Origin of the sequence: Sulfurimonas sp. ST-27 (genome assembly GCF_048081595.1) — a bacterium.
In the GTDB taxonomy this organism is placed as follows: Bacteria; Campylobacterota; Campylobacteria; order Campylobacterales; family Sulfurimonadaceae; genus Sulfurimonas; species Sulfurimonas hydrogeniphila.
This window is the reverse complement of the sequence record NZ_CP182226.1, coordinates 768,968-783,737: the sequence shown is the minus strand read 5'-3', so window position 1 is coordinate 783,737 and position 14,770 is coordinate 768,968. Positions and strand designations below refer to the sequence as shown.

Genomic DNA, 14,770 nt, shown 5'->3' with positions numbered 1-14,770 from the left:
TATGGGTTCCGAAATAACTGCATATTCTTCGGAATCGGTATTTTAGTGCCGACCAGTTTACCAGACCTTTATCTCATTATACACACTGTCACGCTCAACAGGAATAAAGCCAGAATTTGTTATCAATCCCGTAAATTCTTTCACATCCACCCCATTGGCACTCGCGGCTCCTGCTGCAGAGTTGATGGACTCTTTTTCTATCGTTCCATCCAAATCATTTGCCCCGAATTCCTGTGCGACAAGTGCAAGATTCACAGTCGATGTCACCCAGTACGCTTTTAAATTCGGCACATTGTCAAGAACCAGCCTTGCAATGGCATAGGTTTTGAGTATTTCATTTGCCGTAATCGGTTTGTCAATATTAAGGTAATTATTTTCTGTCTGATAGACAAGCGGTATAAAAGCGTTAAACCCACCCGTTATATCTTGCAACTCACGAATTCGCATCATATGATCTATACGGTTTGCACGAGATTCTACATGTCCAAAAAGCATAGTAACATTAGATTTTTTCCCGCGTTCATGCCATTTACGATGAATTTCAAACCACTGATCTGATGTCACTTTGCCTTTACAGATGTAATCTCTGACCTTTTCATCAAAAATCTCCGCTCCCCCGCCGGGCATAGAATCTACACCGTTTTCTACCATCAAATCAAGCACTTCATCATATGTAAGTCCATGATGACGAGACAAGAAGTCCACTTCTGCAGCAGTCAATGCCTTTACATGTAAGGCTGGATACTTCTCTTTGATTTTTTTAAAAATACCCAAATACCAATCGAGCGTTACATTAGGATTATGGGCAGAAACTATGTGAACCTCTTTTGCATCATGTGCCACTATGTTGTCGACTATATTCATAATTTCTTCATGGCTCATTGTATACTGGTTAGGATTTTTGCGTGTTGCCGAATAGGCGCAAAATTTACAAACATCTGCACAGACGTTTGTAGGGTTTATATGCCGGTTAATATTAAAATATGTCTTTTTACCATGTAATTCCTGACGCTTTGCATCGGCAAGTTCACCAAGTTCAAAAAGGTCTCTTTCATAAAGTTTTATTGCATCTTCAAAATTTATTCTGTTATTCATTCTTTTACCTGTTTTTTTAGCGCTTGCAGCCCACTCCAAGAATGGCTCCGGAATCGGTACTTCAGTGCCGACTGTTTGAACTTTCTTGCCACTCTCGCCCGCACTGAAGTACGGGTTCCAAAAGGCAGAAACTTCTCGGAATCGGTACTTCAGTGCCGACTTTACTTCTTTAAAGTCCGGGGGCTTTCCACATTGAAGTCGTGATATTATCATCAACTAGCTTTAATTGCACTTCATACGCCTTTTGCCATCTTTCTTTTAACTTTGCATAAACTTCTTTATTCTTCTCGTTGGGCATATATTTTTTATCCCAGACCACCAACTCTTTTGCCGCTTCTGCTAAACTTTTATAAACACCGACGCCTACACCTGCTGCCATTGCCGCACCAAGTGCGGTTGCCTCGGTCACTTTTGGAATCTTCACCACACAGCCCGTTACATCCGCTAGAATCTGTGCCCACAGTTTTCCTTTGCTTGCCCCGCCTGCAAAGACAATCTCTTTTATTTTTATACCGCTGAATACCTCTATATTTTGCAAATTAATGCTTGAAACAATGGCAGCATTTTCCTCCAAACTCCGAAACATTGAGATATGATTATATTTCTCGGCGTCAAGTCCGAGATTTAAAAAACTCGGCGCGGCATGGTACCACTTGCCGTATTTCATCACATCTGAAAATATCGGTAAAATATCATAAGAACCTGCAGGAATTTTCTGTGCTTTTTCTTCTAAAACTTCATAAACATCTTTACCACACAAACTTGCCTCTTCTTTTTCCGTCTGACAAAAAGCGTCGCGAAACCAGCGCATAACAAGCCCAGAAAAAAATGTTATGCCCTCCGCCTGAGAAAGCCCTTCTGTAACATGCGGATTGACACGTATACCCATATCTTTTGGCGGTTTGACACTGCTTGGAATATTGACCACCTGTTGCCAAAAACTTCCACCCAAAACTGCCACATCACCCTCTTTGACAACCCCGAGTCCGGCAGAACCAAGCTGCACATCTCCTCCGCCCATCACAACTTTCGTCAAGGGGCTCAATCCTGTTTCATCTGCAACTTTTTCACTTACATTGCCAAGAATCGTTCCCGTTTCCAGCACAGGAGGAAACATCTCCTCTTTTATACCGACTTTTAGTGCCATCTCTTTTTCCCAGCTGCGCGAAGCAAGAGAAAAAATTCCTGTAGTGCCGCCGTTACTTGGGTCAACGGCTATTACTCCGCTCAAACGTGCCAAAATCCAATCACCTATCATAGAAATATTTGCCACTTTTTCATAGATTTTTGGTCTCTTGTTTTTAAGCCACAGTAAACGGGGCAAAGCACCTAGAGCAAAGGTCTGTCCGCTTTTTTGGTAAAAATCTTCTTCGATTTCCGGAAATTTTTCTTTTAAATATTTTACTTCTTTTGAAGCACGGGCATCAACATTGGCAACGCCCCAGAGTTCCTTGCCATTTTTATCATACAGGACAATTCCCTCACGCATACTTGTAGCACTGAGTGCCAAAATATCTGCAGGATTAATCTTTGATTTTGCAATGACATTTTTGATACAATTACATGTAAGCAGCCAGTTCTTTTCAAAATCAAAAGCCATGGAGTTTGCTACACCTGCTTCTTCGAGGTGTGTCCACTCTTTTTGCTCTGCGGCAATTTGCTTCCCCTGCGTATCAAAAAGTACAGCACGAATACTTCCTGTACCTGCATCTATTGCTAAAAGATATGCCATATTTTTCCTTTTCATTAACTTTCCTACCACGCTTGCCCGCACTGAAGTACGGGTTCCAAAATGCAGTGTCTCCTCGGAATCGGTACTTCAGTGCCGACTCTTTGAACTTTTTTGCTACTCCCGCCCACCCTAAAGGATGGGTTCCAGAATGCAGTGACTCCCGGAATCGGTACTTCAGTGCCGACTTTTGTTACTCATATTTACTAAAAACCCGTTCATCTGTTCTTATAAGTTTGTCATAATACCCGTCTGCCCAAAATTTTCCTGATTTTTGCAAAAGTTTATTGAGTGCAACCGCACTTTTACCTTTGATATATTGCATAATTTTACCTAAATCCTCATTTTGCTTGAATAATAAATGAATATGATTTGGCATAACTGCCATCATTTCCACATCATAAAGTTTTTCGTCTTCTTCTAAAATTACATCTACAAAGACATCAATAGCTTCATCAAACAGATAGGCACCATTTTTTGACATGTCCAAATAACTGTCTATTTGAAACTGTTTTATATGTTCTTTTTCATCATTTGCCAGAATTTTTTCTACATAAGCATCTACGCTGTCTTGTGTACGAAAGGTAACAAACTGGTAATGTTCTTGCAGGCTGATATGATGCAGTTGTGTGTGGTTCATTTTTTATTGTAAAGCCCTCTTTAAATTTTTACTCAGTTTAGCCCGCACTGAAGTACGGGTTCCGGGATAAATTACGCTTTCGTGCCGCCTTTGTTACTTTTTCAGTTTCGCCTGTTCCAGTTCCCAGTACTCCATCGCAAAGCTCTCTTTTTCACTGATGCTTTGGTAGCCGCCTAACTTGTCTGCCCGCAATACTGCCAACATGGTATGGTTAACTATATCATTGATTATTGCCGCTTCTTTTCTGTCTTTTCCAAAAGAGATGACTGCAAGATTTTTTATAATCATATAATTGGGTGCAGGATTCAGCATCACCTCATCAGTGGCATATTTTTCAAAATAGGTTTTATACTCTTGCATATATTTTTCTACTGCTGCTTCCAAATTTGTATCTTCCATCACAAGCGGTACTCTTTTTGTGCGTATGATATGCTCAGGAGTCAAGACACCGCGTGATGCAAACTCTTTTAAATTCGGCTGTGACGCATAATATGCTGCCAAAGGCGACTGATTGATATTGATAGAGACTTCATAGCCTTTCGCGGCAGAAAGTACCTTTGTTATTTTCCCGATATCACAGTCACTGTGAACATAATTATGTTCAATATGCACAACGGCCTGTTCGTCCAAAAAATTTTCTGCTTTTGTGACGGCTTCTATCATTTTGTCATAAGATTTTTTGGCATCATTGTCAAAAGTAAAAATCCCGTGATGATGCAAAATGATGCCGTCTATACTCTCCCAGTCCAAATCTTTTGTCATTTTATAAATTGTATGTGCCAGTTCAAAGCCCGGCATAATATAATCAACAATTAAAAAATTTGGAAAAAGCTTGACAATATGCTCATCCCCGTTCACTGAATTTGAAATCGTTACAATAGCATCCGCATGGGTATGGTCCACAAATTTGTAGGGAATCAGTGCATGCAGTATCGCTTCCACCGAAGGATTCGGCGCAGATTTATCCGTCATCGCCTCTCGTTGCAGGTGTACCATTTCACTGTCACTCAAATGCTCACGTTTTGCCATTTCTAAAAGTACATCCAGTTTCACAGGTGCAAAACCTTCTGCTTCTATGCTTGCCAAGTCCCAGCCACTTCCCTTTACATGTAAGACATCTTCGCCGTTTATTTTGCTTTTGAGTGAGGTATTGCCGCCTCCGTGCAGTACCAGTTCATCATTTTGTCCCAACAGGTTTGAGCTGTATACCCTCAAATCCAAATCACTTTTACATGCAGCCGCTTTTTTTTCATTCCATAAATTGTCCATGATTTAGCCCAACACTTCTAATTCATCTGTGTATTTGTCTTCACAGTATGGCTCGTATGAAGATTTATATACTTTATAATGGGCAGAGGCTTTATGCCCGTCCAAAGCAGCTTCATTTTCCCAGGTCTCAACTGCCATAAATCTTTTTTTATCGTTTTTGTATTGAAATATTTCATAAAAAATACAGCCTTTTTCTGCCTTGCTCGGTGCTACCATTGCAGAGAGAAGTTCTTTCATTTTCTCTTCACAGCCCTCTTTTGCTATGAATGTTACGCTTTTTGTAATTGTCATTTTATTTTCCCTTTTTATTTTTACTGCCGCTCTCAGCCCACCCTAAAGGATGGGTTCCATTAAGTTAAGCGGCTTTTTCGGAACCCGTACTTCAGTGCGGGCTTTGTGTCTTTCAAAACTAAGGCCTAGATTCCGAAAGAATATCGAACTTTTTTTCTTAACCTAACGGCATTGACCCTCCAAAAATAGGTTCCATTGTCGACTATTTTTGCTTTTTTAAATTTTAAAGATAAATTATAGCAAAAATTAAATATAATCAATTATGAATTTACTTTTAGAAATAGAAAATGTATTAGAAAAAAAAGGCTCAGACTTTGAGCTGTCCAAACTTTTTAAACAATACATAAAAGAGTATAAAGAGTCCCTGCCGGAACTTTTTACAAAAAACCAGGGAAAAGACTTCCTTGTCCGCCATACAAAAAAACTCGACTCCATCATCGAACTGATGTATAAAACTGTCCTGCGTCGAGCCTTTGGCAACTACCTGCCTATGCGCAGTTCCATACCCATAGCCATTATAGCCCTTGGAAGCTATGGCAGAGAACAGCTCTGTGTACACAGTGATATTGACCTCCTCATCGTTTACCAGGATGTTGAAGGGTACAACTCTGAACTCATTATCGAAAAACTGTTTTATCTTGCCCTTGATGCAGGGATGAAACTCGGACACAGAGTCCACGAGGTTGACGACCTCTTTAAAGCAAGCATACAGGATATAACCATTAAAACCTCTTTAATGGAATCCAGGTTTATCACAGGCTCTCCCTTTACCTGGCATGCAACGCAGAGAGAACTTGGCAGAATTCGTCTGCATGAACAAAAAGAGTTTCTCCTTGCCAAAATAGAAGAAGCACAAAAAAGAAGAAAAAAATACCCGACTTCTATGCAACCAAACATAAAAGAGAGTGTTGGAGGCTTACGGGATGCCCACCTCATCTATTGGGTAGCCAAAACAATTTATGGCATTAACAGTATCAAAGAACTCAGCGGTACTGTTTTCAGTGATGAAGAATACAAAGAATTCCGCATAGCCCTTGAACTCCTCTACAGAGTCAGAAGTGCCCTGCACCTCATAGCAAACAAACAAGAAGACAGACTGCTTCTTGAGTATATTCCTCAAGTGAGTAAACTATTAGGCTTCAAAGACCAAAAAAAACTTGCCGCTAAAGTTTTGGAAGCCGGATGGCGTATCAATAACTTCACACAGATTTTTGTAAAAAAAATGGTACGTCCCTATATCTATGATGCCAAACATATAGCATCTTTCAAACGAAACAGGCTCAAAAAAGGTTTTTATCAGTACAATGCAAGGCTTTATGCTTCCTTCAAGCTGCCTCAGCAAAAAATTTCAGATTTACTGCAACTGCTTCTTGACCTGGAAGACAAAGACTACCGTTTTGATGCCGGTTTTTTGCATCAGTTTACTGTTGCAAAAGTTTCCCATCCACTGAGTGAAAAAACCTATTTTCTCATAAAAAAGCTCTTTACAAAAGCCCATATAGCTTCCTTTTTAAAACTTTTTTATGATGCGGGAATCCTTCCAAAAATTTTTCCGAATTTTCGAAAAGTCATGCATCTGCCACAGTTTGACGGCTACCATCACTACCCTGTTGATATTCATTCCATCAAATGTGTCCAAGCCCTGGAAAACATTACAGAGCCTTTTTTGCAAAATCTTTTTGATACACTGAGCGAAGAAGAAAAACTGATTCTCAAAATTGTCGTATTTTTCCATGACAGCGGCAAGGGAAGAAGGCAGGATCACAGTGAAGTCGGCGCAAAACTTGTTGTGCAGTTTGCAAAACATATCCATTTGAATGAAGAACAGACAAAAAGAGCAGTCACTCTTGTTCGGCAGCATATTCTTATGAGCAGTGTAGCCTTCAAAGAAAACATACACAATGAAAAAACACTCTATAAATTTATGTCAAAAGTGGGCGATGCCAAAAACCTTCAACTGCTTTACATCCTCACCTATGCCGATATCAGCGGTGTCGGCGGAGATATCTACAACGCTTTTAATGCAAAACTTTTACATGATTTGTATTTAAGTGCTCTTGAGATTGCCCAAAACACTGGAAGAATTACCGATGCAAAAAAAAGACTGCTCATAGAAGCAAGAGTCAGAAATCTTGACGAGTTTAAAGAACTGCCGAGTCTGTTGCAGAAAAAAGTTTTAACAATAGAATCCAATCTTTTTTTCTTTAAACATGCACCCCAGGACATTATCAGTATTGCCAAAATTGCAAAAGAGACAAAAGAGTACAGTTTTCGAGTCAAAAACATCAACTCTTTGAGTATAGAAATTTATCGTCGTATCCCTTTAAATATCGGTTATCTTCTAGCTACCCTGGCACATCTCAATGTTGCTTCGATGGAGATTTTCACTCTCTTTGACGGCATTAAATATTTTAAAATCGAGTTTATACAAAATGTAGACTCTAATGTACTCGTTGAAATTCAAGACACCATTGACAATGCTTTTGACATGAGTAAAGAGGTCAAACTCAAAAAAATTCACATTAAAAGAGAAGAGATTGCAATTGACTGTGAACACTCAATGACGCATGCCGAACTGACAATTCATACGGCAAACCAGATAGGGCTTTTGGCCTATGTCATGCACAAGTTTGAAGAGCTGCATATCAATATCATCACAGCAAAAATCCACTCAAGCAAATACAAAGTCCGAGACAGTTTTTTAATGGAAAAACAAAACAATATATGTAATAATGTTGAAAAAATCTATGAATTATTATCAGAAAATACAAAATAAAGGGTCTGCATGTGCGGAATTGTCGGATATATAGGAAACAAAAATACAAAAGAAATTTTATTAAACGGCCTCAAAGAGCTGGAATACAGAGGTTATGATTCTGCCGGCATTGCAGTGTTGAGTAATGGAGAATTTTCCAATTTCAAATCCGTAGGCAAACTTGTCAACCTTGAAGAAAAAACAAAAGATTTTGTGACCGACAAATTTGCAGTCGGTATCGGACATACCCGCTGGGCAACACACGGCAAACCAACAGAACTCAACGCCCATCCCCATACCGGAATACACTCTTATGTCGTGCATAACGGCATTATAGAAAACTATGCGGAGTTAAAAAAAGAACTCCTCAAAGAAGGTAGCATTTTTTTAAGCCAGACAGATACCGAAGTGATTGTACATCAATTTGAAAAAAACCTGAAAAATACCAAAAATGCTTTTGAAGCCTTTGAAAAAACAATTTTTGAACTCAAAGGGGCTTATGCAATTCTTTTAGTCACGAAAGAAGAAAAAAATAAAATATTTTTCGCAAAAAACGGTTCTCCCATGCTTGTAGGCATCAACGAAGCAAATGAAAAATATTTTGCATCCTCGGACACACCGCTTATCGGACAGTGTGGTGAAGTCAATTACTTTGAAGACGGTGATTACGGCTATGCGACACCTGATGAGCTTGTTATTTTTGACAAGAACCGTGAAAAAAAAGAACCTCATTTCATACAGCTTACAAACAACAAACTCTCCGCACAAAAAGAGGGATACCGTTTTTTTATGGAAAAGGAGATATATGAACAGAGTTCTGTTGTTGCCGATACGCTTTTAGGACGTTTGAGTGATAATGCAATCATTTTTGATGAACTGGGAAAGGATTTTTTCGAAGGTATCAACGAGATAAAACTATGTGCCTGCGGTACTTCGTACCATTCGGCCCTGACAGCCTCTTACCTGTTTGAACGCTATGCAAAAATAAAAACTTCTGTTGAAGTTGCTTCAGAGTTTCGCTACCGTTCACCTCTCATGAGTGAAGATACACTCTTTGTTGTTATATCACAAAGCGGTGAGACTGCAGATACACTTGAGACACTCAAAATGGCCAAAAAATCGGGATTAAAAACGCTTGTTATATGTAATGTTGACAACTCTTCCATGGTCCGCATTGCCGACAAAACGATACTCACGCGGGCAGGCATTGAAAAAGGAGTGGCTTCAACAAAAGCCTTTGCAACTCAGGTCACGGTTTTTTGGATGCTTGCTTTACATGTAGCACAAAGCAAAAAAACACTCACCAAAGCTGCAATGGCACAACATATACACCATCTGCGCAGCATTCCTGCAAGTGTAAAAGTCAGTGATACCCTGCATGAACGCATCAAACGGTTGTCAAAACGCTACTTGCACGGACACGGTTTTTTCTTTATCGGCAGGGATGTCTTTTTTCCATTGGCTCTTGAGGGTGCTTTAAAACTCAAAGAGATCTCTTATCTGCATGCCGAAGGGTATCCAAGCGGAGAGATGAAGCACGGACCTATTGCTCTGGCCGATCCGGAGCTCTTCACCATTGCCCTGCTTCCGCAGCATATGCTTTATGAAAAATCAAAAAGCAATGCTGAGGAGCTGAGTGCAAGAGATTCTACTATCTGTGCTATCAGTCCTTTGGAATTTGACAAGGCAGATGACTTCATCCAGACAAAAAAACATGAACACTATATGCTGGAGTTTTTTGAAATGATGGTTGTTTTACAACTCTTATCCTTAGAAATTTCGATTCGTCTTGGAAATGATGTTGATATGCCAAGAAACCTTGCAAAAAGTGTTACGGTAGAATAGATATTTCTTGAAATCGGTACTTTCTCTGCCTGCAAGGCCGTACTGAAGTACGGGTTCCGAAAAATAGTGACTCCCGGAATCGGTACTTCAGTGCCGACTCTTTGAACTTTTTTGCCACGCTTGCCCACCCTAAAGGATGGGTTCCGAAAAATAGTAACTCCTCGGAATCGGTACTTCAGTGCCGACTCTTTGAACTTTTTTGCCACTCTCGCCCACCCTAAAGGATGGGTTCCGAAAAATAGTGACTCCTCGGAATCGGTACTTCAGTGCCGACTGTTGTTACTTTTTTGCCACTCTCAGCCCGCTCTGCATTGGTTCTTCAAAACCTCTGTTTTATCATTAAAATGTAACTTATAGACAAAAATAACATTTTTCACTTTAAATTAATTTGTTTCTGGCTAATATATTAAAAACAATCCTATTATAAGTGAACACTATGCAAACAAAATCAAAACTCCTACTCTTTGTCGCTTTAATGCTTTTGGGTCTTGGCCTGGCCACTATCGTAAATGTCTCTTTAAATTTCAGGGAATACAGTATAAAAGATGCCACACAAAAAGCTACAATGGCTGCAGCTATCGTCAAAGACGGGTTGACAGCACATATGGTCAACGGTATTATGGACAAAAGAAGTTATTTCCTCAACCAAATCAGCTCCAACAATGATAAAATAAAAAACTTGTGGATTGTCCGATCTGATAAAGTCATCAAACAATACGGAAAAGGCTTTAACAGTGAAACAGTAAGAGATGCGATTGATGAAGAAGTTTTAAAAACAGGAAAGATGGTTCAAAAAATTTCAGAATCGACTGAAAACTCTATGCTTAGAATTACTATTCCCTATAAAGCCACAGTTGCAAACGGTCCAAACTGTCTCTCCTGTCACAATGTTCAGCGAGGAGATACACTCGGAGCCATCAGTATGGAGTTTGACATTACAGATATGCGTAATGCAGGGATGTTTACCATTTTGAAAATACTTGGAATAAATCTTCTTTTCATTGTCATTGTATTACTGCTGATCAACCATTATGTAACACCCTATATGGAGCTTTTCTCCAATATGCAAAAAGGAATAAGAAAAGCCTACAAGGGAGACTTTTCCTATGAATTTACCACAAAAGTGAAAGGTGATGCCAAAAACATTGTCGATCAGCTTAATACGCTCTTTAGAAAAATGCAAGAGACCTTTGGCGACATAAAATACAACCTTGCAACATTTATTCCCCAGGGATGTGTCTCTTCAAGTGACCCTCTTCAAGAGGCAAAAACAATCATCGGAGAACTCTCAGATATATATAAATTTAAAAAGACGATTGAACATGATCTTACAAAAGAGATAGTCTATCAAAGAATTGTAGATGTACTGAGTAATAAATATGAGCTTTCGCATTTTGCATTTTATGAAATAGATACACTCAAGGCTGCAAGAAAGCTTATTTACATCTCCAACGGCAAAAGTGTCTGCAATGACAAAGTGGACGAAGATGCATCATTATGCAGAGCACACAGAACAAATACGGCAGTAATCTCAAGTGAATTTGTCAATTTATGCCGAGAATGCAGTTGTGAAGGATTGGAGTATATATGTATTCCTTTTACCATTAATGATGAAAACTCTCTTGTCATTTCTATTACAACCAAAGAAAAAAATGAATTAAACAGAGTCAATAGTTTTATTAAAAGTATTGAAAACTATCTTGAAGCGGCTAAACCGGTTATAGAGAGTAAAATTTTAATGTCCAAACTCCGTGACACCTCTCTCAGAGACGCAATGACAGGACTTTATAACAGAAGATTTCTCGAAGAGTTTATAGACACTTTTGCAAATCAGGCAAAACGGGACAATACAACATACAGTGTTTTAATGCTTGATGTTGATTTCTTTAAAAAAGTCAATGACACCTACGGGCATGATGTAGGAGACAAAGTCATTGCCAAAATAGGAGAAGTACTCCGCAGCAGTATCAGAGAATCAGACCTGGCTATTCGATACGGCGGAGAAGAGTTTGTTGTCCTGCTGCACAATGCCACAGATGAAGGAACAAAAATGATCGCTTCAAAAATTCACTCTGAATTTTCAAAACTTGTTTTTGATGTCGGCAACGGAAAAACTATACAAAAAACCATGAGTATAGGTATATCCAAATTTCCCAAAGACGGTGATACTATTTGGAAATGTATCAAATACGCAGATACTGCTTTGTATGTGGCAAAAACGACAGGAAGAAATAAAATTGTTGAGTATAAACCGGAGATGTCAGAGGATGAGCACTTACGATAAACAGATATAGAGGAAGCTTAAGCAACGCAAAAAGCGTTGCTTGTTTATAAGTTTTTAGCTACAGCCGCATCCGCCGCCGCTTTGCTCTTTAGGTGCAGAAGCAGCACCTGTTGAACATGCACTTACACCCGGTGGTGTTGTCGGCTGAACAGACTGATTGTCCACTCCGCCGTTTGCATTGATCTCTTCAATTGTACTCCAGATAGATTCAGCAGCTTTCATATAACGTTTTGCTGTTTCTGATGACGGGTCTGCAAAAATAATTGGTTTTCCTTCATCTCCACCGGTACGGATAGCCGGCTCAATTGGGATTTCGGCAATTATTTTCGTATCAAACTCATCCGCCATTGGCTGAGATGTGCCTTTTCCGAAAATATCATACTCAACACCGGTATCAGGTGCAATAAATCCGCTCATATTTTCAACAATTCCGGCTATAGGAATGTTTAATTTTCTAAACATATCGAGTGAACGGCGTGAATCATCAAGTGAAACAGACTGTGGTGTTGTTACAGTCAGACCCGCAGTTACAGGCACAGCCTGTGCAAGTGAAAGCTGTGCATCACCTGTTCCCGGCGGCATATCAATCACTAAAACATCCAGTTCTGACCATAAAATATCACGTAAGAACTGTTCTATCGCTTTCATAATCATAGCACCGCGCCAGATTAACGACTGTCCTTCTTCCATGAGTGAGCCCATAGACATAACTTCAATACCGTATGCTTTCATCGGAAGCACTTTATTTCCGGTTACTTCCGGTTTTTGATCAGAAATTCCTAACATACGAGGAATGTTTGGACCATAGATATCCGCATCCAAAAGACCTACTTTTTTGCCTTGCTGCGCGAGTGCAATTGCAATATTGACAGCAGTAGTTGATTTTCCGACACCGCCTTTGCCTGAACTGACCATCAAAAAGTTTTTGATTTGCGGTGCGATGTTTTTGCCTTGAGACGAACTTTCTTTTGGCATTTGCGGTGCTTTTATATTTACAGTAACATTTTCTGCCCCTGCTGATTTTAAAGCTTCTGTAGCTTCATCTTTAATTTGTTGTGCTACTTCCGGAGCTGATGATGTAATTTCAACAGTGAAACTTACATCATTTCCCTTTATTGCTATATCTTTTACAAAACCAAATGTTACGATATCTTTGGTAAATCCTGGATACATAACTTTTGAGAGTGCCGATTTTACAATTTCTTCAGTCATTCGTTTTCCTTTAATTTATTTAACTTTTTTGCCATTCTCAGCCCGCACTAAAGTGCGGGTTCCCAAAGAGTCGCTTAACTTATTGGCATTGACCCTAAAGGATAGTTCCGACTATTTAAACTTTTTGACAATTTTTGCTTTAAAAGTGTACTATATCTAAATAAGATAAATATTGTCTTGTTTAAAATCAATTTCTTTTTAAGCCAAACTTTAAACTAAAGCTTCTGCTTCAGCCTCTGCCGCTTCTTTATCTTTGTTGTCTTGAATAATTCTTTCTATTCCTTCAGGGTTGTCCATAATTTCCTGTGTAATTTTGTATGAACAAAATTTAGGCCCGCACATAGAACAGAATTCTGCTTCTTTAAATACATCCTGAGGCAGTGTTTCATCATGGTATTCGCGAGCGCGTTCGCTGTCAAGTGCCAATTCAAACTGTTTTTCCCAGTCAAATGTATAACGTGCATCACTCATAGCATCATCAACATCACGTGCACCTTTGCGACCACGAGCGATATCAGCAGCATGTGCCGCAATTTTATAAGCGATAATTCCCTCGCGGACATCATCGGCATTTGGAAGACCAAGATGCTCTTTTGGTGTTACATAGCAAAGCATACTTGCACCGTGCCATCCGCCGACAGCCGCACCGATTGCAGAAGAGATATGATCATACCCCGCTGCAATATCAGTAACCAAAGGACCTAAAATATAAAAAGGTGCTTCATGGCAGAGTTCTCTTTGTATCTTCATGTTACGTTCAATCTGGTTGATTGGAACATGTCCCGGACCTTCAATCATAACCTGCACATCTTTTTCCCAGGCACGAAGCGTTAAATCTCCAAGCACTTTGAGTTCACCAAGCTGTGCTTCATCAGACGCATCTGCCAGACAACCGGGACGAAGAGAGTCTCCTAATGAAAGAGAAACATCATACTTTGCGCAGATATCCAAAATATCATCAAATGCCGTATAAAAAGGGTTTTCTCTGTGATAATGCATCATCCAGGCAGCCATTAAAGATCCCCCGCGAGAGACAATACCCATTTTGCGTTTTGCAACTTTAGGCATAGTCTCAAGCAGGAAACCCGCATGAATTGTAAAGTAAGAAACCCCTTGTTTTGCCTGACGTTCCAGCACTTCAAGCATAACCTCTATAGTCAAATCTTCGATTTTATTCCCGACATCATGCAAAATCTGATAAATAGGCACTGTTCCGATAGGAATCTTTGAAGAAGCAATAACAGCTTTTCTGATTTCATCCAGGTCGCCGCCGGTTGAGAGATCCATTGCTGTATCTGCCTTATAGTGTTGAGAGACCTCCATCTTTTCTACTTCACCCTGTACATCAGAGGCAATGGCAGAAGAACCGATATTTGCATTTATTTTACATTTACTTGCAATTCCGATAGCCATTGGTTCCAATGAAGTATGATTTATATTTGCCGGTATAATCAGTCTACCGCGTGCTATCTCGCTACGAACCAGTTCAGGAGACAAATCTTCTACTTTTGCAACATACTCCATTTCTTGTGTGATGATGCCTTTCTTTGCGTAGTGCATCTGTGTTCTTACAGAATCACCCTCTCGCTCTTTTACCCATGAAGATCTCATAAGTTACTCCTCAATATTATATTTTCATTCTTTATATAT

The 14,770-nt window shown here is 39.5% G+C and carries 10 protein-coding genes; 3 read left to right on the top strand and 7 right to left on the bottom strand.

Annotation, left to right across the window (positions count from 1 at the left end):
* Nucleotides 1-57: 57 nt before the first annotated feature.
* From mqnE to ACM66U_RS04125, 5 genes are all read right to left on the bottom strand, one after another.
* Nucleotides 58-1,095, bottom strand: a complete 1,038-nt coding sequence (mqnE, locus tag ACM66U_RS04145; RefSeq protein WP_151900720.1) for an aminofutalosine synthase MqnE — start codon at nucleotides 1,093-1,095, stop codon at nucleotides 58-60.
* A gap of 169 nt (nucleotides 1,096-1,264) precedes the next feature.
* Complete coding sequence (lsrK, locus tag ACM66U_RS04140; RefSeq protein WP_418641203.1) at nucleotides 1,265-2,827, bottom strand: autoinducer-2 kinase; 1,563 nt, start codon at nucleotides 2,825-2,827, stop codon at nucleotides 1,265-1,267.
* Nucleotides 2,828-3,017: 190 nt separating this feature from the next.
* Entirely contained in the window at nucleotides 3,018-3,464 is a 447-nt protein-coding gene (locus tag ACM66U_RS04135) for a transposase (protein ID WP_418641202.1), read from the bottom strand.
* 93 nt (nucleotides 3,465-3,557) lie between these two features.
* A complete protein-coding gene (locus tag ACM66U_RS04130; RefSeq protein ID WP_418641201.1) occupies nucleotides 3,558-4,733 on the bottom strand; it encodes a class II aldolase/adducin family protein in 1,176 nt (391 codons plus the stop codon).
* 3 nt (nucleotides 4,734-4,736) lie between these two features.
* The gene (locus ACM66U_RS04125) at nucleotides 4,737-5,024 is read right to left on the bottom strand and encodes a putative quinol monooxygenase (protein ID WP_193151510.1); all 288 of its coding nucleotides are present in this window, start codon (nucleotides 5,022-5,024) and stop codon (nucleotides 4,737-4,739) included.
* Nucleotides 5,025-5,286: 262 nt separating this feature from the next.
* Between ACM66U_RS04125 and ACM66U_RS04120 the strand changes: the two genes are divergently transcribed.
* The 3 genes from ACM66U_RS04120 (at nucleotide 5,287) to ACM66U_RS04110 (ending at nucleotide 11,908) form a co-directional block, all read left to right on the top strand.
* Nucleotides 5,287-7,800 (top strand): HD domain-containing protein, encoded by a 2,514-nt coding sequence (locus ACM66U_RS04120; protein WP_418641200.1) that lies wholly within the window; start codon nucleotides 5,287-5,289, stop codon nucleotides 7,798-7,800.
* Between the two features lie 9 nt (nucleotides 7,801-7,809).
* Nucleotides 7,810-9,624 (top strand): glutamine--fructose-6-phosphate transaminase (isomerizing), encoded by a 1,815-nt coding sequence (gene glmS / locus ACM66U_RS04115; protein ID WP_418641199.1) that lies wholly within the window; start codon nucleotides 7,810-7,812, stop codon nucleotides 9,622-9,624.
* Between the two features lie 436 nt (nucleotides 9,625-10,060).
* Nucleotides 10,061-11,908: a GGDEF domain-containing protein gene (locus tag ACM66U_RS04110; RefSeq protein WP_346388523.1), complete on the top strand. Its 1,848-nt coding sequence runs from the start codon at nucleotides 10,061-10,063 to the stop codon at nucleotides 11,906-11,908.
* A 54-nt stretch (nucleotides 11,909-11,962) separates the two neighbouring features.
* Here the strand turns inward: ACM66U_RS04110 and ACM66U_RS04105 are convergent, their stop codons facing one another.
* Nucleotides 11,963-13,120, bottom strand: coding sequence for an Mrp/NBP35 family ATP-binding protein (locus ACM66U_RS04105; RefSeq protein WP_346388522.1), 1,158 nt, complete (start codon nucleotides 13,118-13,120; stop codon nucleotides 11,963-11,965).
* Nucleotides 13,121-13,330: 210 nt separating this feature from the next.
* Nucleotides 13,331-14,731: a phosphomethylpyrimidine synthase ThiC gene (thiC, locus tag ACM66U_RS04100; RefSeq protein ID WP_346388521.1), complete on the bottom strand. Its 1,401-nt coding sequence runs from the start codon at nucleotides 14,729-14,731 to the stop codon at nucleotides 13,331-13,333.
* Nucleotides 14,732-14,770 lie beyond the last annotated feature (39 nt).